Below are 19870 nucleotides of genomic sequence, written 5' to 3'. Positions count from 1 at the left end.
GGGTCAGGGTATGAATGATAAGGCGTCGTCTGCAAAAGGTTCCGAAGATCCGATCCTGCAATGGGTAACCTTCAAGCTGGACAATGAAACTTACGGCATCAACGTGATGCGCGTTCAGGAAGTCCTGCGTTACACCGAAATCGCCCCGGTCCCGGGTGCCCCGAGCTACGTGCTGGGCATCATCAACCTGCGCGGTAACGTGGTCACCGTGATCGACACCCGTCAGCGCTTCGGCCTGATGAACGCCGAGATCAGCGACAACACCCGGATCGTCATCATCGAAGCCGACAAGCAAGTGGTCGGCATCATGGTCGACAGCGTGGCCGAAGTGGTTTACCTGCGTCAGTCGGAAATCGAAACCGCGCCGAACGTGGGTAACGAAGAGTCCGCCAAGTTCATTCAAGGCGTGTGCAACAAGAACAACGAATTGCTGATCCTGGTCGAGCTGGACAAGATGATGAGCGAAGAAGAATGGTCGGAACTGGAGAGTATCTGATTGATTCTTGAGGTTGCGGTCATTGTCCTGTTTCTCTTCTGGGCAGGCACGCTGGCGATGTTTCTGGCGTACATTCGCGGTCAGCGGCAGATCGCCGCGCAACAGGCCGAGGGCGATGCGCTGCGCGATCAGCGCATCAAGGACCTGGCCAAGCGCGTTGACAACTATCAAAGTGGCAACGTGCGCATGGGTGAAGACCTGCACGAACTGCGCGCTGTCGTCGGCCCGTTGCCGGACAAGCTGGCTCAGCTTGAACAGCGCGATCCGTCGAGCCTGTCGTTTGCCCAGGCAGCGCGCCTGGTCGGAATGGGCGCGAGTGTCGACGAGCTGACTCAGTCCTGCGGGTTGACCCAGGCTGAGGCGGAGTTGATGAGCAAGTTGCACAAGAACTGATTGTTGCGATTCAGCTGAAATCGCTATCGCGGGCAAGCCCGCTCCCACAGGGAATCGAGGTGGACACAACAGGTGTGAACACCGCTAACTCTGTGGGAGTTGGCTTGCCCGCGATGGCGTCCTCGAAACCTCAGTAATCATCCCCGCGATCGGTGATGTCCTTCTCGATCATTTGTGCGCTCGGATCATGCCCTTCAGGAAACTTGCCTTTCAGGTTCCAGGCAAACGCAATGATCTCTGCAATCGTGCGATACAACTCCTCCGGAATACTGTCCCCAAGCTCCATCCTTGCCAGCAGCTTCACCAGTTCGGCGTTCTCGTAAATCGGCACTTCATAATCGCGGGCAATCTTCAGTATTTCTTCCGCCAGTTCTTCGTCGCCCTTGGCCGTGAGGGTCGGGGCGTGGGTGCCGTCGTATTTGAGGGCGATGGCCTGGCGTGGCGTCTCGGGATTTCTCATGCGGTTTCGTCGACCCAGCGTTGTTCCAGACGGGTTTGGGGGCCTTGCGGCGGTGTGCCAAGGTGGCAATCGAGATCACCGACGTTCAGGCCAGACGCCAGCAAGCGTTCGCGCAGCCCGGCCAGATTGCTCTCGATCAGGCTCGCGGTGTACGGGCGCTCGGCCCACAGCTGGCTGGACAGACTGCCGTTGATCAACTGCGCCTGAATCTGCAGCGGACCTAACGGCTCCATGTCGAACGCCAGATCGACACGCCACAATTGTTGCTTGGGCTCTCGTTCGTCACGGCGTTCATGGGGTTGTTCTTTCTCCGGCGCTTCCTCGCGTTGAAACTTGACCTGCAGCGGCACGATGTCTTGCATATTGCGCATCGGGATTTCCAGCTGCCAGGTGCTCATCAGCCGACCGTCGTCGGTGACGCCGGTTTGCTCCAGGCTCGACAGTTGATGGCTTTGCAGACGTGAAACCGCCGCTGCCGCCAAACGCAGCAAGTGCTCCAGATCACCTTCGCCGTCCAGGCTCTGCAGGAAGCGTTCCGGCAGAGGAAAACTGGTTGGCTGCGGTTTGGCGCTGACCTGTCCGAGCATGCCGAGAGCGCTGCGTACGAAACTCGGCATGGCCTGGGCCAACGTGTTGGCCGCGATGATCGCGTTGAGATTGGTGTTGGCCGGTAACCCCGGTGTCAGTTGCGCGATCAGCTTCAGCAGATCGCCCTTCATGTCCGGTGCCAGCGTCGGATTCGTCCCGGCGAGCAGCTTCGCTTCGAGGAACAGCCCGCTATTGGCCAGCGCCAAGGCCAGGCCTTTTGGCGTGCTGAGTTGTTGCACGTCCGGCAGGCCGGCGAGCAGTTTATCCACGGCGGCGCGCAGGTCGCTGGATGTCGGGTTCGAGGTTGGCAGGTTTTGCAGAAGCTTCAGTAATCCGTCCAGTGAGCCTTGGCGGCTTTGTTGGCTGACCAGTTGTTGGGTGACTGCCAGTTGTTCCTGGCGGTTGCTCAACGGTACGAATTTAAGGGTGTGGGTATCTTGCACCAGCGCGCTCAGCAGGGTGCCGATGCGCAACGGCGTCGGGCTGTCGATGTTCAGGGTGCTGCCGCTCAGCGCCGTGTTGAGCAGACTCACCATCGAACGAAACACCGTCGGCTGGCCCGGCACTTGCGGCAGCACTTGGGACGTCAGCACTTTGCCTTGCAGCAAGGTGCCCACCGGCAGTTGTGCCGTGTCGATGCGGGTGAGGGTGGCAACGCTGGAGGCAATGGCCTGTTGCACCGTCACGGCAAGGTTGCCCGCCGATGGCTGGGTGATTGCCAGGTTCGTGCCCTGTGGCAACGGTTGACTGCTGGTGGCCTGAACCGTGGTCTGACGGCCGCTTTCAAGGGTGACCTTGAGCAGCAGTTGAAAGGTCTGATCCGCCTGCTTCAGTGACAGCACTTCGGCTTTGGCGGTCTGCCCTGCGCTGATCAGGCCTTCCATCGGCGTCAGCAGCTTGAGCAGTTCACCACTCACCACCTGTGGCCGCGACGTCGCGGGCGTGGTCGGTGGTAGCGGGAGGATGTTCATTTCGCCTGTCATACGCGGTCACAACCTGAGGAAATTGCCCTCTTTAGAGTAGGGCATGGCATGTATAATGCCGCCCGTCTTTCGGAGAGTGGCAAAAACATTGCAATTGTTTGACGCAGCTCTCTAGAACAGGCCGCCAATGCATCTATGCTGCATCTCTTTAGCGGCTGCACCGCCGCCGACTTGAACCGTAAAGGCCCGTGATCTCTTGACCAGTCCAGTCCTGCAAACCGTTGCCCTTGCCTGTGAGCGAGACCTTCGGCTGCTCTTCGAAAATCTCGAATTGAGACTGACCGGTGGCGAAATGTTGCAAATCAGCGGCCCCAACGGCAGTGGCAAAACCAGCCTTTTGCGTCTGCTTTCGGGCCTGATGCAGCCGACCGCCGGTCAAGTGTTGCTCAACGGCCAGCCGTTGAACGAACAACGCAGCGAACTGGCGCGCAATCTGCTGTGGATCGGTCATGCCGCGGGCATCAAGGATTTGCTGACCCCCGAAGAAAACCTCAGCTGGCTGTGCGCGCTGCATCAACCGGCCTCCCATGAAGCCATTTGGGCAGCACTTTCCGCTGTCGGACTGCGCGGTTTTGAAGATGTTCCCTGTCACACCCTGTCCGCTGGCCAGCAACGCCGTGTGGCGCTGGCGCGGTTGTATCTGGACAGCCCGCCGCTATGGATTCTCGACGAGCCTTTCACCGCGCTCGACAAGCAAGGCGTGGCGCAACTCGAAGAACACCTGGCCGGGCACTGTGAGCGCGGTGGCATGGTCGTGCTGACCACGCACCACACGCTGAGCCGAATGCCGACCGGCTATCGCGACATTGATCTGGGGAATTGGGCCGTATGAGTGTTTTCGGCCTGTTGGTCGCCCGTGAGGCTCGCTTGTTGTTCCGTCGTCCGGCGGAGTTGGCCAACCCACTGGTGTTCTTCGCGATTGTGGTTTCACTGTTCCCGTTGGCGGTCGGCCCCGAGTCTCAATTGTTGCAAACCTTGTCTCCGGGACTGGTCTGGGTAGCGGCCCTTTTATCGGTTTTGCTCTCGCTGGACGGGCTTTTCCGCAGTGATTTCGAAGACGGTTCCCTCGAACAGTGGGTCCTTTCGCCGCACCCCCTGCCTCTTCTGGTTTTGGCCAAGGTACTGGCACACTGGGCCTTCTCGGGTCTGGCACTGGTTTTGCTCGCTCCACTGCTGGCGTTGATGCTTGGTTTGCCCACCGCCTGTCTGCCAGTGTTGCTGCTTTCCCTGTTGCTGGGTACACCGGTGCTGAGCCTGCTCGGTGCGGTGGGCGCGGCCCTGACGGTCGGCTTGAAGCGTGGCGGCTTGTTGCTGGCGCTGCTGATTCTGCCGTTGTACATCCCGGTGTTGATTCTCGGCAGTGGCGCCTTGCAGGCGGCATTGCAGGGCATGCCGGCGACCGGTTATCTCCTGTGGCTTGGTAGCCTGACCGCCCTGGCGATAACCCTGACACCTTTTGCAATAGCTGCTGGCCTGAAGATCAGCGTCGGCGAATAATGAGGTCTGGTTAAATTTTAACCAGTAAAGACCCTGCGCTGCTCGTGATGGCGAGCAGCAACCGTGATGGAAACAGTAATGAACTGGACCTGGTTTCATAAGCTCGGCTCACCCAAATGGTTTTATGGCATCAGCGGCAAACTGCTGCCGTGGCTGAGCATTGCAGCGTTGCTGCTGATCAGCGTTGGTGTCGTTTGGGGCCTGGCCTTCGCGCCGCCGGACTACCAGCAAGGCAACAGCTTTCGCATCATCTATATCCACGTTCCCGCCGCGATGCTGGCACAGTCCGTCTACGTCATGCTGGCGGTGTGCGGCATCGTCGGGCTGGTGTGGAAAATGAAACTGGCCGATGTCGCCCTGCAATGCGCGGCGCCCATCGGTGCCTGGATGACTGCCGTGGCGCTGGTCACCGGTGCCATCTGGGGCAAGCCGACCTGGGGCTCGTGGTGGGTCTGGGATGCACGACTTACGTCCATGCTTATTCTGCTGTTTCTGTACTTCGGTCTCATTGCGCTGGGCAACGCCATCAGCAATCGTGACAGCGCGGCCAAGGCCTGCGCGGTGTTGGCGATTGTCGGCGTGATCAACATTCCGATCATCAAATACTCGGTAGAGTGGTGGAACACCCTGCACCAGGGCGCGACCTTCACCCTCACCGAAAAACCGGCGATGCCGGCCGAAATGTGGCTGCCGTTGCTGCTGACGGTGCTGGGTTTCTACTGTTTCTTCGGCGCGGTTTTGCTGCTGCGCATGCGCCTTGAAGTGCTCAAGCGCGAAGCGCGCGCCAGTTGGGTGAAAGCCGAAGTGCAGAACAGCCTGGAGGCCGCTCGATGAGTTTTGCGTCATTCGGCGACTTCCTCGCCATGGGCCATCATGCCCTGTATGTCTGGTCAGCCTACGGCATCTGCCTGGCGGTGCTGGCCCTCAACGTGGCGGCGCCGATCCTGGCCCGCAAGCGGTATCTGCAACAAGAGGCGCGTCGTCTGCGCCGGGAGAACGGCAAGTGAATCCGCTGCGCAAAAAGCGTCTTATCATCATTCTCGCGATCCTGGTCGGTGTCGGCGCTGCCGTCGGTCTGGCCCTGAGCGCCCTGCAGCAGAACATCAATCTGTTCTACACCCCGACCCAGATCGCTAATGGCGAAGCGCCGCAAGATACGCGTATCCGTGCGGGCGGGATGGTCGAGAAGGGTTCGCTGCAACGTTCCGGCGATTCGCTGGATGTGAAATTCATCGTCACCGACTTCAAAAAATCCGTGACCATCAGTTACCGCGGCATCCTCCCGGACCTGTTCCGCGAAGGGCAGGGCATCGTCGCGCTGGGCAAACTGAACGCCGACGGCGTGGTGGTGGCCGATGAAGTGCTGGCCAAGCACGACGAGAAGTACATGCCGCCGGAAGTGACCAAGGCCCTGAAAGACAGCGGCCAGTCGGCACCCACTCCAGCAAAAGAGGGCTAATTGATGACATCCGGAATCTTTATCCCTGAATTGGGCCACCTGGCCATGATTTTGGCGCTGTGTTTCGCGCTGGTTCAGGCCGTTGTGCCGTTGCTCGGCGCCTGGCGCGGTGATCGTTTGTGGATGAGCCTGGCCCAACCGGCCGCCTGGGGGCAGTTCGCGTTTCTGCTGTTCGCTTTCGGTTGCCTGACCTACGCGTTCATGGCCGACGACTTCTCCGTCGCCTACGTCGCCAGCAACTCCAACAGCGCGTTGCCGTGGTACTACAAGTTCAGTGCGGTGTGGGGCGCGCATGAAGGTTCGTTGCTGTTGTGGGCGTTGATCCTCGGTGGCTGGACCTTCGCCGTGTCAGTGTTCTCCCGGCAGCTGCCGCAAGTGATGCTGGCTCGGGTGCTGGCGGTGATGGGCATGATCAGTACCGGTTTCCTGCTGTTCCTGATCCTCACCTCCAACCCGTTCGCACGGATCCTGCCGCAGATTCCGGCGGACGGTCGTGACCTCAATCCTTTGTTGCAAGACATCGGCCTGATCGTTCACCCGCCGATGCTGTACATGGGCTACGTCGGTTTCTCCGTGGCGTTCGCGTTCGCCATCGCTGCATTGCTCGGCGGTCGCCTCGACGCGGCCTGGGCGCGCTGGTCGCGGCCATGGACCATCGTCGCCTGGGCCTTCCTCGGTATTGGCATCACCCTCGGTTCGTGGTGGGCTTACTACGAACTCGGCTGGGGCGGTTGGTGGTTCTGGGATCCGGTGGAAAACGCTTCCTTCATGCCTTGGCTGGTCGGTACGGCGCTGATTCACTCGCTGGCGGTCACCGAAAAACGTGGCGTGTTCAAGAGCTGGACCGTGTTGCTGGCCATCGCTGCGTTTTCGTTGAGCCTGCTCGGGACTTTCCTCGTGCGCTCCGGCGTGCTGACCTCGGTTCATGCGTTTGCCTCCGACCCAGAGCGTGGCGTGTTCATCCTGATCTTCCTGCTGTTCGTGGTCGGCGGTTCGCTGACGCTCTTCGCCCTGCGCGCACCGGTGGTGAAGAGCCATGTCGGCTTCAACCTCTGGTCCCGGGAAACCCTGCTGCTGGGCAACAACCTGGTGCTGGTGGTGGCGGCGTCGATGATCCTGCTTGGCACGTTGTACCCGCTGATTCTCGACGCGATGACCGGCGCCAAGTTGTCGGTCGGCCCGCCGTACTTCAATGCGTTGTTCATTCCTTTGATGGCGTTGCTGATGGTGGTGATGGCGGTCGGCATGCTGGTGCGCTGGAAAGACACCCCGGTCAAATGGCTGATGAGCATGCTCACCCCGGTGTTGCTCGGCAGCGCCGCGCTGGCCGTGGTGGCTGGTGTCGCTTACGGCGATTTCAACTGGGCAGTCATCGCGACGTTCATGCTGGCCGCTTGGGTGTTGTTGGCCGGTGTGCGCGACATTCTCGACAAGACCCGCCACAAAGGTCTGATCAAAGGCTTGCCGACCCTGACTCGCAGCTATTGGGGCATGCAGATTGCGCATTTGGGTATCGCCGTGTGCGCGCTCGGCGTCGTGCTGTCGAGCCAGAACAGTGCCGAGCGCGACCTGCGCCTGGCGCCGGGCGAGTCCATGGACCTCGGCGGTTATCAGTTTGTGTTCGAAGGCGCCAAGCACTTCGAAGGCCCGAACTTCACTTCCGACAAAGGCACCGTGCGGGTCATCCGCGACGGCAAGGGAGTCAGCGTGTTGCACCCGGAAAAACGCCTGTACACCGTGCAGAACTCGGTGATGACCGAAGCCGGGATCGACGCCGGTTTCACCCGTGACCTCTACGTCGCACTCGGCGAACCGCTGGGCGATGGCGCCTGGGCTGTGCGCGTGCACGTCAAACCGTTCGTGCGCTGGATCTGGTTCGGCGGTTTGCTCACCGGGCTCGGCGGGTTGTTGGCGGCGCTGGATCGTCGTTATCGGGTCAAGGTAAAAAGCCGAGTGCGTGAAGCATTGGGCATGACGGGAGCGACGGCATGAGACGTTGGTTGATGCTGTTGCCGCTGGCGATTTTTCTGGTGGTGGCTGTTTTCCTTTATCGCGGTCTCTATCTGGACCCGGCCGAGCTGCCTTCGGCCATGATCGGCAAGCCGTTCCCGGAGTTTTCCCTGCCTGCGGTGCAGGGCGACAAAACCCTGACCAAGGCCGACATTCTCGGTAAACCGGCGCTGGTCAACGTGTGGGGCACCTGGTGCATTTCCTGCCGGGTCGAGCACCCGGTGTTGAACAAACTGGCCGAGAAGGGGGTGGTGATCTACGGCATCAACTACAAGGACATCAATGCGGATGCCTTGAAGTGGCTGGTGGAGTTCCACAACCCGTACCAACTGGATATCCGTGACGACGAAGGCACATTGGGTCTGAACCTCGGCGTTTATGGCGCTCCGGAAACCTTCTTCATCGATGCCAAAGGCATCATCCGCGACAAGTTCGTCGGCGTGATCGACGAGCAGGTCTGGCGCGAAAAACTGGCGGCCAAGTATCAGGCGCTGGTCGATGAGGCGAAACCATGAAACGCTGGATAGCCGCTGTTGTATTGGGCCTGAGCATGGCCGGCGTTGCACACGCCGCCATCGACACCTATGAGTTCGCCAAAGAAGGTGATCGCGAGCGTTTTCGCGAACTGACCAAAGAACTGCGTTGCCCCAAGTGCCAGAATCAGGACATCGCCGATTCCAATGCACCGATCGCCGCCGACCTGCGCAAAGAGATTTTTCGCATGTTGGGCGAGGGGAAGGACAATCAGCAGATCATCGACTTCATGGTCGATCGCTACGGTGACTTTGTTCGCTACAAACCTGCACTCAACGCCAAGACCGCCTTGCTCTGGTTCGGCCCTGCCGGCCTGCTATTGGGCGGTTTTGTGATCATCGCCGTGATCGTCCGCCGTCGTCGCGTGCAACGCGCTGATACCAAGGATGAGCTTTCTGCCGAGGAGCGCGAGCGCCTCGATCAACTGTTGGATAAAAACCAAGAATGATTGATTTCTGGCTCGCTGCAGGTCTGCTGCTTCTGGTTGCCCTGAGTTTTCTGCTGATCCCCGTTCTGCGTGGCCGTCGCGCCCAGCTTGAGGAGGATCGTACTGCCCTGAACGTCGCGCTGTATCAAGAGCGCGTGGCTGAGTTGCAGACTCAGCAGGAAGAGGGCGTTCTCGACACCGTGCAAATGGACACCGGTCGCGCCGAAGCGGCCCGTGAGTTGCTTGCCGACACCGAAGGCGTCGAGGCTCCACGCGTTTCCCGTCTGGGCAAACCCTTACCGCTGCTGGCAGCGGTTCTGGTACCGGTCTTGGGGCTTGGGCTCTACCTGCATTTCGGCGCGAGCGACAAGGTTGAACTGACCCGCGAATTCGCTCAGGCGCCGCAGTCGATGGAAGAGATGACCCTGCGCCTGGAACGTGCCGTCGCCGCTCAGCCGGATTCGGCCGAAGGCCTGTACTTCCTGGGTCGCACTTACATGGCGCAGGATCGTCCCGCCGACGCGGCGAAGATCTTCGAGCGCACGGTGAACGTGGCCGGTCGTCAGCCGGAACTGCTCGGCCAATGGGCGCAAGCCCAGTACTTCGCCGATGGCAAGAAGTGGTCGGACAAGGTACAGGCCCTGACCGACGAAGCGCTGAAAGCCGATCCGAAGGAAGTCACCAGCCTCGGCCTGCTCGGGATCGCCGCGTTTGAAAGCGCGCGTTATCAGGACGCCATCGATTACTGGAATCGCCTGTTGGTGCAACTGCCACCGGAAGACAATTCCCGCACCGCGCTGCAAGGCGGGATTGCCCGGGCTACCGAGAAACTCGAAGCCAGTGGCGGCAAGGTTGCCCAGGCGCCTGCGGCCAAGGTTGCGGCGCTGCTCAAGGTCCGCGTCGATCTGGCGCCAGAGCTCAAGGCGAAGGTTCAACCGGGCGACAGCGTGTTCATCTTTGCCCGCGCCACCTCGGGCCCTCCTGCACCGCTGGCCGCCAAACGCCTGACCGTGGCCGACTTGCCGGCGACCGTCGAACTGGGCGATGCCGACGCAATGATGCCGCAGTTGAAACTGTCGAACTTCCCTGAAGTCCAACTGGTTGCGCGCATCTCACGGGCCGGCCAACCGACTGCCGGCGAATGGATCGGTCGCAGCCAGCCTCTGGCCAGCACCACCACCGTGCCGCAAAAACTGACCATCGACAGTCCGGACAAATAACAGGAACCACCGCCATGACCGCCATCGCTCGTATCACCCTGCTCAGTCTGGTTATGGGGTTAAGCGCGTGTGCGGTCCAGCGGCCCGAGCCGACGCCGTTACCACCGATACCGCCGTCGCAGCCCCGTCCGACGCCGTCAACGACACCGACACCCGGCAAGCCGGGCATTCCAGCCAAGCCCGCCAAACCGCTGCCTCGCACCTCCGCCAGCTTCGCGCCACCGCCGGGTGGCAACAGCCATTGGGATGCGAAACTTGGGGTGTACGTGCTCGACGACCAGACCAACACCTTCTACCGCCAGCGCACGTACTACCGCTGGAGCAACGGCTGGAGCCGCTCGATCAGCCCGAACGGGCCTTGGGAGGAAACGGATATTCACGGCGTGCCGGGTGGGTTGGGGCGGCAATTCGGGCAATAAACGGAAACGGCGATCTACGGATCGCCGTTTTGCTGTCTGGCGTCTGTGAGAGACGTTCAGGAATTGGTGCAGCAGCCTTGGGCTGCGATCACACGCTGTAAAACAACCGAACGTCGTGCTCGGGTTTTTTGTGCTTGAGTAAAGATAACTCTAGGGTTATTTTTGTTTGGCCGGAGCAAGGAGGCTGGTGGTGCAGAGCAGGTTATTGATCAAGGAGCTGGAGGAGTCGGGCTGGGCGCTGGATCGGATTACCGGGAGCCATCATCTCTTCACTCACCGTTACAACCCCTACACAATTCCCGTCCCCCATCCGAAAAAGGATTTACCTGTAGGGACGGTTAAAAGCATCAGGAGGCGTGCCGGGCTGCACTGCCCGCCAGCCAGTGACGCAGGAGATCCATAATGCAATATCCAATCTGTATCGAGTGGGGCGACGAGAACACCGCCATCGGTATTCAGATCCCCGATATTCCGGGCGCCGTCACGGCCGGGGATACGTTTGAGGACGCCTACAACGCGGCGATCGAGATTGCCCACATCCTGCTTCAGGAAATGGCCGCTGACGGGGAGTCGATCCCGATGCCGACTTCGGCCGCCGCCCATCGTGGCAACCCGGACTTCGCGGACATGGGATGGGGAATGCTGGAGCTGGACATCGCGCCGTATATGGGCAAGACCGAGAAGGTCAATGTCACATTGCCTGGCTATGTGATTCAGCGTATCGACCGTTATGTGCGCGAGCACAATGTCAAAAGCCGCTCCTCCTTTTTGGCGGATGCGGCGATGGAGAAGCTGGTTCGACACTGATTGAAGTCAGGTACATCGCCGTCGCGGGCAAGTCGGGTTGCCCGCGAAGCTTTTTGCAGCCTATGCCGCCGCCAGCGAGCGCTCCTGCGAAACGCTCAAAAACCGCAACAAAGCCAACAGTGGAAACGCGCTGCCCACCATCACGATCCACAACCAGCCGCCATGCTCATACACCGCGCTGGCCACCGAGGAACCAAACGCACCGCCGATAAAGATGCTGGTCATGTACAGCGCGTTCAAGCGGCTGCGGCTTTTGGCGTCAAGGGCGTAGACGGCCCGCTGGCCGAGGACCATGTTCATCTGCACGCAGAAGTCGAGCACCACGCCGGTGACGGCGAGGCCGATGACGCTGTAGACCGGATGGATGAACGCGGGCAGGAAGCTCAGGCTGGCGAACAGCAGCGCCAGCAGCGAAGCGATGCGGGTGTGACCAGCATCGGCCAGACGACCGGCGATAGGCGCGGCGATGGCACCGATGGCGCCAACCAGGGCGAAGATCGCGATCTGGGTTTGCGACAATCCATGATTACGCGCCAACTCCAGGGGCACGGCGGTCCAGAACAGGCTGAACGTGGCGAACATGCAACCCTGATAAAACGCGCGCTGACGCAACACCGGTTGTTGGCGCAGCAGCGTCCACAGAGAGCCGAGCAACTGCCCATAAGAAGCGCTGTGATCAGGCTGGCGCTTGGGAATCGTCACGGCCAGCACGATACTGATCGCAGCCATCAACACCGCCGCAATCACAAACATCGCCCGCCAGCCGAAATGGTCTGCCACGACGCTGGACACCGGTCGCGCCAGCAGGATTCCCAACAGCAAACCGCCCATGATCCCGCCCACCACTCGCCCGCGAGACTCCTCTGGCGCCAGATGCGCGGCCAGTGGAATCAGGATCTGTACCGACACAGAACTGAAACCCACCAGCAACGAGATCAGCAGAAACACATTCGGCTGATCGGTGAACGCGGCGCCCAACAGACTGGCAATCGCCACCACGGTGGTGATGATCATCAACCGACGATTTTCCACCAGGTCACCCAGCGGCACCAGGAAGAACAGGCCCAGCGCGTAGCCAATCTGGGTCAGCGAAACGATCAGGCTGGCCATGGTGCTGGTCAGGCCGATGTCGGGCGCGATCAGGCCGATGATCGGTTGCGCGTAGTAAATATTGGCAACGATGGCGCCGCAGCAGAAGGCAAATAGCAGCACCATGCCTTTGGTCATTGTCGCGGCACCGTGGGGCACCTGGGTCGCTGAGTTCATAACGTGTCTCGCTGAACAGAAAGGAATGCGTGAAGGCTAAGTGGCAGGCCGGATCGGCGGAAGAGGGATTGGAGTGATAGCAATCATCCCTTTGCGGAATGAGTGGCGCAGGAACCTGCGCCTGAATTTCAGAATCCGATGATACATTCACTTACATCTTGTTCGATAGCGTGCTTATGTTCTCTCTTACGACTCATCACCGGAGGGCACGTTCATGAACGCGATGTTCCGTCACCTGATTCGCCGTTAACTACAAGGGCGGGCAGCAGAAAATCCTGGTGCCGGAGGATGTGCCGATTGTGAACCTGGTGCCGGGGGATCGCAGTTTGCTGACGGTGGGTGTGTCTTCAGCGAACATCGTTTTCTGTCCGCCACAAAAAAGGCGACCGTCCAAGGTCGCCTTTTTCATTGGGGCATCAGCGTTTACTGAGTGTAAATCTGATCAAAAATCCCGCCGTCATTGAAGTGCGTCTTCTGCACGGTGCGCCAGTCACCAAAGGTTTTCTCCACCGACAGGAAATCCACTTTCGGGAAGCGGTCGGTGTACTTCGCCAGTATCGCCGGGTCACGCGGACGCAGGTAGTTTGCCGCGGCAATTTCCTGACCTTCCGGCGACCACAGGTACTTCAGGTATTCCTCGGCTGCCGCGCGGGTGCCTTTCTTCTCGACCACTTTGTCGACCACAGACACCGGCGGCTCGGCTTCGGCGGAGACGCTTGGGTAGATGACTTCGAACTGGTCACGACCAAACTCGCGGGCAATCATTTCCGCTTCGTTTTCGAAGGTCACCAGCACGTCGCCGATCTGGTTGGTCATGAATGTAGTGGTGGCGGCACGGCCACCGGTATCGAGCACTGGCGCTTGTTTGAACAGTTTGCCGACGAAGGCTTTGGCCTTGTTCTCGTCACCGCCGTTTTTGAGTACGTAGCCCCAGGCCGAAAGATAGGTGTAGCGGCCGTTGCCCGAGGTTTTCGGGTTCGGCACGATCACTTGCACGCCGTCCTTGAGCAGGTCAGGCCAGTCTTTCAGGGCTTTCGGGTTGCCTTTGCGAACAATGAACACGGTGGCCGAGGTGAACGGTGCGCTGTTGTCCGGCAGCAGGGTAACCCAGTTGTCCGGGACCAGTTTGCCGTTGTCCGCCAGGGCGTTGATGTCGGTGGCCATGTTCATGGTGATGACATCAGCCGGCAGGCCGTCGATCACGGAGCGCGCCTGTTTGCTCGAACCGCCGAAAGACATCTGCAGGGTGATGTTTTCGTTGTGCTCGGCTTGCCAGTGTTTCTGGAAGGCAGCGTTGTAGTCCTTGTAGAAATCGCGCATCACATCGTAGGAAACGTTGAGCAGGGTCGGTGCAGCCTGAGCCACGCTGGCCAATGCCAGGCCAGCGGCCAGAAGTGAGGCGCCAAAGAGTTTTTTCACTGCGCATTCCTTGTTCTAATTTAAAAGTGAGGCAATTTGCCAGCGACTATAACCGGGCTCGTATAGTCCTTTAAAGATTAAAAAGCACTTTGCTTATTCCAGTTTTTTAAACAACGCATTACCGCACCGCGAGCAAAATGCAGCGCCATGCTCATGACTGTTTTTCTTGCACACCGGGCAGTCGTGTTGCAACTGTTCGCCGCGCATGGCGTTGGCCAGTTCGGCGGTGAAAATCCCGGTGGGCACGGCGATGATCGAGTAACCGGTGATCATGACCAGCGAGGAAATCACCTGGCCCAGCGGCGTCTTCGGCACGATGTCGCCGAAGCCGACGGTGGTCAGCGTCACGATTGCCCAATAGATGCCTTTGGGAATGCTGGTGAAGCCGTGTTCCGGACCTTCGATCACGTACATCAATGTGCCGAACACCGTCACCAGCGTGCAGACACTGACCAGGAACACCACGATCTTCTGCTTGCTGCCGCGCAGCGCCGACATCAGGTAGTTGGCTTGTTTCAGGTAAGGGCTGAGCTTGAGCACGCGGAAAATCCGCAGCATGCGGATGATCCGGATAATCAGCAGGTACTGGGCATCGGCGTAATACAGCGCGAGGATGCCGGGTACGATCGCCAGCAAATCCACCAGCCCGTAAAAGCTGAACGCGTAGCGCAACGGCTTGGGCGAACAGTACAGGCGCAGGCCATATTCGATGGCGAAAATGACGGTGAAACCCCACTCGATGTACGCCAGCACGTTGGCGTAGTTCTGATGAATCGAGTCAATGCTGTCGAGCATCACGATGACAATGCTGGCGAGGATGATCAACAGCAGAATGCCGTCGAAGCGCCGCCCGGCCTTGGTGTCGCTCTGGAAAACCATGACGTAAAGGTCTTCACGCCAGTTTTTGCTGCTGTCCATGGAAAATGCCTGAATCGAGAATCAGCGCAGCCTAGGGTGATTCTCCTCCAGAGTGCAAGGCGTACCGGCGACAGTGGGCTTGCGGAGCCTTTGAACAACCGTGCGGATCAGCCAGCAGGCGAGGATGAACGGCGCGGTCAGCGTTGGCAGACCGATGGTGGCAAACACCGGCGTCAGCAACAGCGCTGATGCAATGCCGACCAGCGGCAACCACGGTTGCTGGCGCTGGGAGCTGAAGGCGAGGGCGGCGAGTACCGCGTTATAGCCACCGAGACCGATCAACGCGGTATAGAAGTCGTGATGCAACAGGCTCCAGCCCATGCCCGCGACAGACGCCAACAACGCCCAGCAGAAAGCGCGGCGATCAGCGATCAGCAAACCCACGGCAATCATCGCACCGGCCAGCGGATGGCCGAGGAACATCACCTGGCCTAAGCCTTTCAGCGGGGCGGTGAGCATGTTCAGCGTATTGATTTCGATCAAATGCGCGGTTGTCGAGGGTGTGGCGAAACACAGCAGCAACCAGCCCAGCCCCACGAAAGGCGCGGTGTAGGCAGGCAAGTATTGGCTGAGCCGGATGCGTCTGAGCCACTGTTGGGTGAGCATCGCACTCAGTCCACCCGCAGCGATGATCAGCGGCGGCAACAGCGCTGACCCGGGGAAATACAGGCTCAGCAGCAAACCGAGCAGGACACCGTTGTAACTGAACAGTCCGGCCTGACGATCGGCCTTGGCGTAGTTGCGACGTTGCGCGGTGAGCAGACCGGCGACGCCGCCCAGCAGCGCACCGCCGAGCAGGGTCGGCGCGGTAAAAAGAATCGCCGACAGGCACAGCAGACCAAACAGCGGATGGCGCTGGAGAAATATCTGGCTGAAGCCGTTGAGCAGGGCAGTCGCCCAATCGGGGCAGTGGGTGTTGAAGTGGTTGGCAGGCATGGCAGTTCTGAAAGTCAAAGGGAGCGAGTCGGTCGAGCGCGACCCTGCCTGATCGCCAGCAGGCTGGCTCCCACACTGAATCTGGGTTCAGTCTTGATTCCGTGATCGACACAAAACCAATGTGGGAGCCATCCTGCTGGCGATGAGGCCGGTATGGGCGCTCTAGATCAACGTCTCGATACGCAACGAGTTAGTCGACCCCGGTTGCCCAAACGGCACACCTGCCGTGATCAATAACGTGTCCCCGCGCTGCGCCATCCCTTGCGCCTGGGCAATTTCCAGCGCGGTCGAACACACCTCATCCACTTGCCGCAGTCGATCATTGACCACCGAGTGCACGCCCCACGCCACCGTTAAACGGCGCGCCGTCTGCAGGTTCGGCGTCAGGTTCAGAATGGGCACCGTCGGCCGTTCCCGGGCCGCACGCAGGCTCGACGTGCCGGATTCGCTGTAGTTCACCAGCACCGCCACTGGCAATACGTTACTGATGCGACGAATCGCACAGCTGATCGCATCGGAAACCGTCGCCTCAGCCTTCGGCCGGCTGACGTCCAGTTGTGTCTGATAATCCGGGCCGTTTTCCACCTGGCGGATGATTTTGCTCATCATCTGCACGGCTTCCATCGGGTACTCGCCGGACGCGGTTTCCGCCGACAGCATCACGGCGTCGGCGCCTTCGGCCACTGCGTTGGCGACGTCGGTGACTTCGGCGCGAGTCGGGGCCGGGGAGAAACGCATCGACTCCAGCATCTGCGTCGCCACGACCACCGGTTTACCCAGTTCGCGGCAGATGCTGATGATGTTCTTCTGAATCTGCGGCACGCTTTCGGCCGGTACTTCGACACCGAGGTCGCCACGGGCAACCATGATCGCGTCGCTCAGTTCGGCGATTTCCCGCAGTTGCGTGACGGCCGACGGCTTCTCGATCTTGGCCATCAAAAACGCTTTGTTGCCGATCAGTTCACGCGCTTCGCGAATGTCCTCCGGGCGTTGCACGAACGACAACGCGACCCAGTCCACACCCAGCTCCAGGCCGAAACTCAAATCGCGGCGATCCTTGGCCGTCAGCGGGCTCAACTCCAGCACCGCTTGTGGGACGTTCACGCCTTTGCGGTCCGAGAGTTCGCCGCCATTGAGCACGGTGGTGTCGATCGCGTCGGCGTATTTGGTCACCACGCGCAGCCGCAGCTTGCCGTCGTCCAGCAGCAGGTCCATGCCCGGCTCCAGCGCGGCGATGATTTCCGGATGCGGCAGGTTGACTCGACGTTGGTCACCCGGCGTCGGATCGAGGTCCAGGCGCAGGGCCTGACCACGATGCAACTGCACCTTGCCTTCGGCGAACTTGCCGACTCGCAGTTTCGGGCCTTGCAGGTCCATCAGGATCCCGAGCGGGTAATTCAGCTGGCGCTCGACTTCACGAATCCATTGATAGCGTTGAGCGTGGTCGGCGTGATCGCCGTGGCTGAAGTTCAGGCGGAAGATGTTGACCCCGGCCTGCACCAGCTCACGGATGTCTTCGATCCCGTCGGTGGCCGGGCCGAGGGTGGCGAGGATTTTGACCTTTTTATCAGGCGTCATTTTTTGTGCTCTCGAGAATCAGGATGGCGCGGAAGTCGTTGACGTTGGTGCGGGTCGGCTCGGTGACGATCAGCGCGTCGAGCGCCGCGAAATAGCCATAGCCATTGTTGTTGTCGAGTTCATCGCTGGCGCTCAAACCGAGGGCGGCGGCGCGGGCATAGCTGTCCGGGGTCATGATCGCCCCGGCGTTGTCTTCGGAGCCGTCGATGCCATCCGTGTCACCGGCAAGCGCGTAGACGCCGGGCAAGCCTTTGAGGCTGTCGGTCAGGCTGAGCAGGAATTCGGCGTTGCGTCCGCCACGGCCATTGCCGCGCACGGTGACCGTGGTTTCACCGCCCGAGAGAATCACACACGGCGCCGCCAATGGCTGGCCATGCAAGACCACTTGCCGCGCGATACCGGCGTGAACCTTGGCCACTTCGCGGGACTCGCCTTCGAGGTCGCCGAGGATCAACGGGCTGAAACCGGCCTGACGGGCTTTCACCGCAGCGGCTTCAAGCGACTGTTGTGGACGGGCGATCAATTGGAAATGACTGCGCGCCAGGCACGGGTCGCCGGGTTTGACCGTTTCCGATTCGGCGCTTTGCAGCCAGTTGCGCACCGAGGCCGGAACCTCGATGCCGTAGCGCTTGAGGATCGCCAGCGCTTCGGCGGAGGTGCTCGGGTCGGCCACGGTGGGGCCGGAGGCGATGACCGTGGCGAGGTCGCCCGGCACATCGGAAATCGCGTAGGTATAAACAGTAGCGGGCCAGCAGGCCTTGCCGAGACGGCCACCCTTGATCGCCGAGAGGTGCTTGCGTACGCAGTTCATCTCGCCGATGGTCGCGCCGGATTTGAGCAGAGCTTTATTGATCGATTGCTTGTCGGCGAGGGTGATGCCTTGGGCCGGAAGGGCCAGTAACGCAGAACCGCCACCGGAGAGCAGAAAGATCACGCGGTCGTCTTCGCCGAGGTTGCTGACCAGTTCCAGCACGCGTTTGGCGACGGCCAGGCCAGCAGCGTCCGGCACCGGGTGAGCGGCTTCGACGACTTCGATTTTTTCGCACGGGGCGCCGTGACCGTAACGCGTCACCACCAGACCGGACACTTCACCCTGCCAGCAGCGCTCGACCACCTGGGCCATGGCGGCGGCAGCTTTACCGGCGCCGATGACGATCACGCGACCGCTGCGGTCGGTGGGTAAATGGGCTTCGAGGACTTGCTGCGGATGGGCCGCGTCAATGGCTGTGGCAAACAGCTCGCGCAGGAATTGTTGCGGATCGACCGACATGGCGGGCTCCCGGAATTCTTGTTATTGGGATGTGGAGCAACCCGGATCCTTGTGGGAGCTAGCCTGCTAGCGATTCAGGCGCTGAGGTCTATCAGAGACACCGCGTCGATTTCATCGCTAGCAGGCTAGCTCCCACAGGTTTAGGCAGAGACTTGGTTCTTATCGCGAATCGAGAAATTCGCCATGTGTTCCAGGCCCTTGATCAGTGCCGAGTGGTCCCAGTTGCTGCCACCGATGGCCGCGCAGGTGCTGAATACTTGCTGGGTGTTGGCGGTGTTCGGCAGGTTGATGTTCAGTTCCTTGGCGCCTTGCAGGGCCAGGTTCAGGTCCTTCTGGTGCAGACTGATGCGGAAACCCGGGTCGAAGGTGCCTTTGATCATTCGCTCGCCGTGCACTTCGAGGATTTTCGACGAAGCGAAACCACCCATCAGCGCTTCACGCACCTTCGCTGGGTCAGCGCCGTTTTTCGAAGCGAACAGCAGGGCTTCGGCGACGGCCTGAATGTTCAGCGCGACGATGATCTGGTTCGCCACTTTCGCGGTTTGCCCGTCGCCGTTACCGCCGACCAGGGTGATGTTCTTGCCCATCGCCTGAAACAGCGGCAAGGCGCGTTCGAAGGCATCGGCATCACCGCCAACCATGATGCTCAGGGTCGCAGCCTTGGCGCCGACTTCGCCGCCAGACACCGGTGCATCGAGGTATTGCGCGCCTTTTTCGTTGATCTTGGCCGCGAAGGCTTTGGTGGCGGTGGGCGAGATCGAGCTCATGTCGATGACGATTTTGCCTTTGCCGACACCGGCAGCGACACCGTCAGCGCGGAACAGCACATCATCGACCTGCGGAGTATCCGGCACCATGACGATGATGAATTCGGCTTCTTGCGCGACTTCCTTCGGGTTCGCCAGGGCGACGGCGCCCGCAGCGATCAGGTCGGCAGGCGCGGCGTCGTGGTGCGCCGACAGGAACAGGCTGTGACCGGCTTTCTGCAGGTTCAACGCCATTGGGTGGCCCATGATGCCGGTGCCGATAAATCCGATTTTAGCCATGAGAAATTCCTCTTGTTTTTGTGTTGCTCAAGCAAATAGGGGAGCGTTGCTTTTTGTGGGAGCGAGCCTGCTCGCGATAGCGGTGTAGCAGGCAACATCCATGTTGAATGTCACACCGCTATCGCGAGCAGGCTCGCTCCCGCA

At 60.4% G+C, this 19870-nt stretch carries 23 protein-coding genes; 14 read left to right on the top strand and 9 right to left on the bottom strand.

All coding sequences use genetic code 11. The features are described 5' to 3' along the window. The first annotated feature begins 10 nt into the window (after positions 1–10). Positions 11–496 carry a chemotaxis protein CheW gene (locus Q7W83_RS18880; RefSeq protein ID WP_008024622.1) on the top strand — a complete coding sequence of 162 codons (486 nt, stop codon included), beginning with the start codon at positions 11–13 and terminating at the stop codon, positions 494–496. Then, a complete protein-coding gene (locus tag Q7W83_RS18875; RefSeq protein ID WP_150630212.1) occupies positions 497–889 on the top strand; it encodes a DUF2802 domain-containing protein in 393 nt (130 codons plus the stop codon). A gap of 130 nt (positions 890–1019) precedes the next feature. On the opposite strand, the gene Q7W83_RS18870 is transcribed toward Q7W83_RS18875, so the two are convergent. Together Q7W83_RS18870 and fliK are read right to left on the bottom strand one after the other, a co-directional pair. Next, entirely contained in the window at positions 1020–1349 is a 330-nt protein-coding gene (locus Q7W83_RS18870) for an EscU/YscU/HrcU family type III secretion system export apparatus switch protein (protein WP_150630211.1), read from the bottom strand. Continuing rightward, positions 1346–2920, bottom strand: a complete 1575-nt coding sequence (fliK, locus tag Q7W83_RS18865; protein WP_473656481.1) for a flagellar hook-length control protein FliK — start codon at positions 2918–2920, stop codon at positions 1346–1348. Before fliK ends, Q7W83_RS18870 begins: the two co-directional genes overlap by 4 nt. A gap of 196 nt (positions 2921–3116) precedes the next feature. On the opposite strand from fliK, the gene ccmA reads away from it, so the two are divergent. The 12 genes from ccmA to Q7W83_RS18805 all read left to right on the top strand — a co-directional run bounded on the left by ccmA (position 3117) and on the right by Q7W83_RS18805 (position 11293). Next, the gene (ccmA, locus tag Q7W83_RS18860; protein WP_473656480.1) at positions 3117–3752 is read left to right on the top strand and encodes a cytochrome c biogenesis heme-transporting ATPase CcmA; all 636 of its coding nucleotides are present in this window, start codon (positions 3117–3119) and stop codon (positions 3750–3752) included. Beyond that, complete coding sequence (gene ccmB / locus Q7W83_RS18855) at positions 3749–4417, top strand: heme exporter protein CcmB (protein WP_084320586.1); 669 nt, start codon at positions 3749–3751, stop codon at positions 4415–4417. Before ccmA ends, ccmB begins: the two co-directional genes overlap by 4 nt. A 78-nt stretch (positions 4418–4495) precedes the next feature. Further along, positions 4496–5251 (top strand): heme ABC transporter permease, encoded by a 756-nt coding sequence (locus Q7W83_RS18850; protein ID WP_150630208.1) that lies wholly within the window; start codon positions 4496–4498, stop codon positions 5249–5251. Continuing rightward, a complete protein-coding gene (ccmD, locus tag Q7W83_RS18845) occupies positions 5248–5424 on the top strand; it encodes a heme exporter protein CcmD (protein ID WP_008145547.1) in 177 nt (58 codons plus the stop codon). Before Q7W83_RS18850 ends, ccmD begins: the two co-directional genes overlap by 4 nt. Continuing rightward, positions 5421–5876: a cytochrome c maturation protein CcmE gene (gene ccmE / locus Q7W83_RS18840; protein WP_095127755.1), complete on the top strand. Its 456-nt coding sequence runs from the start codon at positions 5421–5423 to the stop codon at positions 5874–5876. Before ccmD ends, ccmE begins: the two co-directional genes overlap by 4 nt. A 3-nt stretch (positions 5877–5879) precedes the next feature. Continuing rightward, positions 5880–7868 (top strand): heme lyase CcmF/NrfE family subunit, encoded by a 1989-nt coding sequence (locus tag Q7W83_RS18835; RefSeq protein ID WP_473656478.1) that lies wholly within the window; start codon positions 5880–5882, stop codon positions 7866–7868. Continuing rightward, positions 7865–8401 (top strand): DsbE family thiol:disulfide interchange protein, encoded by a 537-nt coding sequence (locus tag Q7W83_RS18830; protein ID WP_150630206.1) that lies wholly within the window; start codon positions 7865–7867, stop codon positions 8399–8401. The genes Q7W83_RS18835 and Q7W83_RS18830 overlap by 4 nt, the downstream gene beginning before the upstream one ends. Beyond that, positions 8398–8868, top strand: coding sequence for a cytochrome c-type biogenesis protein (locus Q7W83_RS18825; RefSeq protein ID WP_150637732.1), 471 nt, complete (start codon positions 8398–8400; stop codon positions 8866–8868). The genes Q7W83_RS18830 and Q7W83_RS18825 overlap by 4 nt, the downstream gene beginning before the upstream one ends. After that, the gene (gene ccmI, locus Q7W83_RS18820) at positions 8865–10067 is read left to right on the top strand and encodes a c-type cytochrome biogenesis protein CcmI (protein WP_150653827.1); all 1203 of its coding nucleotides are present in this window, start codon (positions 8865–8867) and stop codon (positions 10065–10067) included. Before Q7W83_RS18825 ends, ccmI begins: the two co-directional genes overlap by 4 nt. A gap of 14 nt (positions 10068–10081) precedes the next feature. Beyond that, positions 10082–10486 (top strand): hypothetical protein, encoded by a 405-nt coding sequence (locus Q7W83_RS18815; RefSeq protein ID WP_150630203.1) that lies wholly within the window; start codon positions 10082–10084, stop codon positions 10484–10486. A 190-nt stretch (positions 10487–10676) separates the two neighbouring features. Further along, positions 10677–10889 carry a type II toxin-antitoxin system HicA family toxin gene (locus Q7W83_RS18810; protein WP_473656477.1) on the top strand — a complete coding sequence of 71 codons (213 nt, stop codon included), beginning with the start codon at positions 10677–10679 and terminating at the stop codon, positions 10887–10889. After that, positions 10889–11293 (top strand): type II toxin-antitoxin system HicB family antitoxin, encoded by a 405-nt coding sequence (locus Q7W83_RS18805; protein WP_150630201.1) that lies wholly within the window; start codon positions 10889–10891, stop codon positions 11291–11293. The genes Q7W83_RS18810 and Q7W83_RS18805 overlap by 1 nt, the downstream gene beginning before the upstream one ends. A 60-nt stretch (positions 11294–11353) precedes the next feature. On the opposite strand, the gene Q7W83_RS18800 is transcribed toward Q7W83_RS18805, so the two are convergent. From Q7W83_RS18800 to Q7W83_RS18770, 7 genes are all read right to left on the bottom strand, one after another. Beyond that, on the bottom strand, positions 11354–12559 hold the full coding sequence (locus Q7W83_RS18800; RefSeq protein WP_150653830.1) for an MFS transporter: 1206 nt from the start codon (positions 12557–12559) through the stop codon (positions 11354–11356). A 423-nt stretch (positions 12560–12982) separates the two neighbouring features. After that, the gene (locus tag Q7W83_RS18795; protein WP_473656476.1) at positions 12983–13978 is read right to left on the bottom strand and encodes a sulfate ABC transporter substrate-binding protein; all 996 of its coding nucleotides are present in this window, start codon (positions 13976–13978) and stop codon (positions 12983–12985) included. 93 nt (positions 13979–14071) lie between these two features. Further along, positions 14072–14896, bottom strand: a complete 825-nt coding sequence (locus tag Q7W83_RS18790; protein WP_473656475.1) for an ion transporter — start codon at positions 14894–14896, stop codon at positions 14072–14074. 21 nt (positions 14897–14917) lie between these two features. Continuing rightward, a complete protein-coding gene (locus Q7W83_RS18785; RefSeq protein WP_473656474.1) occupies positions 14918–15832 on the bottom strand; it encodes an urea transporter in 915 nt (304 codons plus the stop codon). 162 nt (positions 15833–15994) lie between these two features. Continuing rightward, the gene (gene pyk / locus Q7W83_RS18780; protein ID WP_150653832.1) at positions 15995–17410 is read right to left on the bottom strand and encodes a pyruvate kinase; all 1416 of its coding nucleotides are present in this window, start codon (positions 17408–17410) and stop codon (positions 15995–15997) included. Beyond that, on the bottom strand, positions 17400–18680 hold the full coding sequence (locus tag Q7W83_RS18775) for a glycerate kinase type-2 family protein (protein WP_150653833.1): 1281 nt from the start codon (positions 18678–18680) through the stop codon (positions 17400–17402). Before Q7W83_RS18775 ends, pyk begins: the two co-directional genes overlap by 11 nt. Positions 18681–18820: 140 nt before the next feature. Next, positions 18821–19726 (bottom strand): 2-hydroxy-3-oxopropionate reductase, encoded by a 906-nt coding sequence (locus tag Q7W83_RS18770; RefSeq protein ID WP_150637749.1) that lies wholly within the window; start codon positions 19724–19726, stop codon positions 18821–18823. Positions 19727–19870: the final 144 nt, after the last annotated feature.

Source organism: Pseudomonas sp. 300 (assembly GCF_055803035.1).
The sequence above is the reverse complement of the archived record's forward strand: the minus strand, read 5'-3'. Positions and strand labels throughout refer to the sequence as shown.

Coding starts and splice junctions, on each gene's coding strand:
- Q7W83_RS18880 (WP_008024622.1), top strand. CDS start 11: ATGAATGATAAGGCGTCGTCTGCAAAAGGTTCCGAAGATCCGATCCTG.
- Q7W83_RS18870 (WP_150630211.1), bottom strand. CDS start 1,349: ATGAGAAATCCCGAGACGCCACGCCAGGCCATCGCCCTCAAATACGAC.
- fliK (WP_473656481.1), bottom strand. CDS start 2,920: ATGACAGGCGAAATGAACATCCTCCCGCTACCACCGACCACGCCCGCG.
- ccmB (WP_084320586.1), top strand. CDS start 3,749: ATGAGTGTTTTCGGCCTGTTGGTCGCCCGTGAGGCTCGCTTGTTGTTC.
- Q7W83_RS18850 (WP_150630208.1), top strand. CDS start 4,496: ATGAACTGGACCTGGTTTCATAAGCTCGGCTCACCCAAATGGTTTTAT.
- ccmD (WP_008145547.1), top strand. CDS start 5,248: ATGAGTTTTGCGTCATTCGGCGACTTCCTCGCCATGGGCCATCATGCC.
- Q7W83_RS18835 (WP_473656478.1), top strand. CDS start 5,880: ATGACATCCGGAATCTTTATCCCTGAATTGGGCCACCTGGCCATGATT.
- Q7W83_RS18830 (WP_150630206.1), top strand. CDS start 7,865: ATGAGACGTTGGTTGATGCTGTTGCCGCTGGCGATTTTTCTGGTGGTG.
- Q7W83_RS18825 (WP_150637732.1), top strand. CDS start 8,398: ATGAAACGCTGGATAGCCGCTGTTGTATTGGGCCTGAGCATGGCCGGC.
- ccmI (WP_150653827.1), top strand. CDS start 8,865: ATGATTGATTTCTGGCTCGCTGCAGGTCTGCTGCTTCTGGTTGCCCTG.
- Q7W83_RS18815 (WP_150630203.1), top strand. CDS start 10,082: ATGACCGCCATCGCTCGTATCACCCTGCTCAGTCTGGTTATGGGGTTA.
- Q7W83_RS18805 (WP_150630201.1), top strand. CDS start 10,889: ATGCAATATCCAATCTGTATCGAGTGGGGCGACGAGAACACCGCCATC.
- Q7W83_RS18800 (WP_150653830.1), bottom strand. CDS start 12,559: ATGAACTCAGCGACCCAGGTGCCCCACGGTGCCGCGACAATGACCAAA.
- Q7W83_RS18790 (WP_473656475.1), bottom strand. CDS start 14,896: ATGGACAGCAGCAAAAACTGGCGTGAAGACCTTTACGTCATGGTTTTC.
- Q7W83_RS18785 (WP_473656474.1), bottom strand. CDS start 15,832: ATGCCTGCCAACCACTTCAACACCCACTGCCCCGATTGGGCGACTGCC.
- pyk (WP_150653832.1), bottom strand. CDS start 17,410: ATGACGCCTGATAAAAAGGTCAAAATCCTCGCCACCCTCGGCCCGGCC.
- Q7W83_RS18775 (WP_150653833.1), bottom strand. CDS start 18,680: ATGTCGGTCGATCCGCAACAATTCCTGCGCGAGCTGTTTGCCACAGCC.
- Q7W83_RS18770 (WP_150637749.1), bottom strand. CDS start 19,726: ATGGCTAAAATCGGATTTATCGGCACCGGCATCATGGGCCACCCAATG.